General features: G+C 46.2%; 1 pseudogene. It reads right to left on the bottom strand.

Annotation, left to right across the window (positions count from 1 at the left end):
• Positions 1–127 precede the first annotated feature (127 nt).
• Positions 128–253: pseudogene (locus tag ACO0LN_RS30455) on the bottom strand (transposase); the annotation flags it as partial.

Below are 253 nucleotides of genomic sequence, written 5' to 3' on the forward strand. Positions count from 1 at the left end.
TTCGCCAGCTCTTTGGCCAGCGCCTGCAGTTTGCTTCTTTCCATTGCGTTTGTCGTCATTTTGGCAATTCCTCATTATAGGAGGTTCATTGGCCAGAATTACTTACACACTTTTATTTACAGGCTCCCAGATACACCACCTTCATGGCAGAAGCATCATTGGGAAACAGTTTTCTGCGTTTGGTGGCTGACCGAATGACGCTGTTGAGTGATTCGATGGCATTAGTCGTATAAATAGCCCTGCGTATCTCTGG

Source organism: Undibacterium sp. TC9W (assembly GCF_049339865.1).
In the GTDB taxonomy this organism is placed as follows: Bacteria; Pseudomonadota; Gammaproteobacteria; order Burkholderiales; family Burkholderiaceae_D; genus Undibacterium.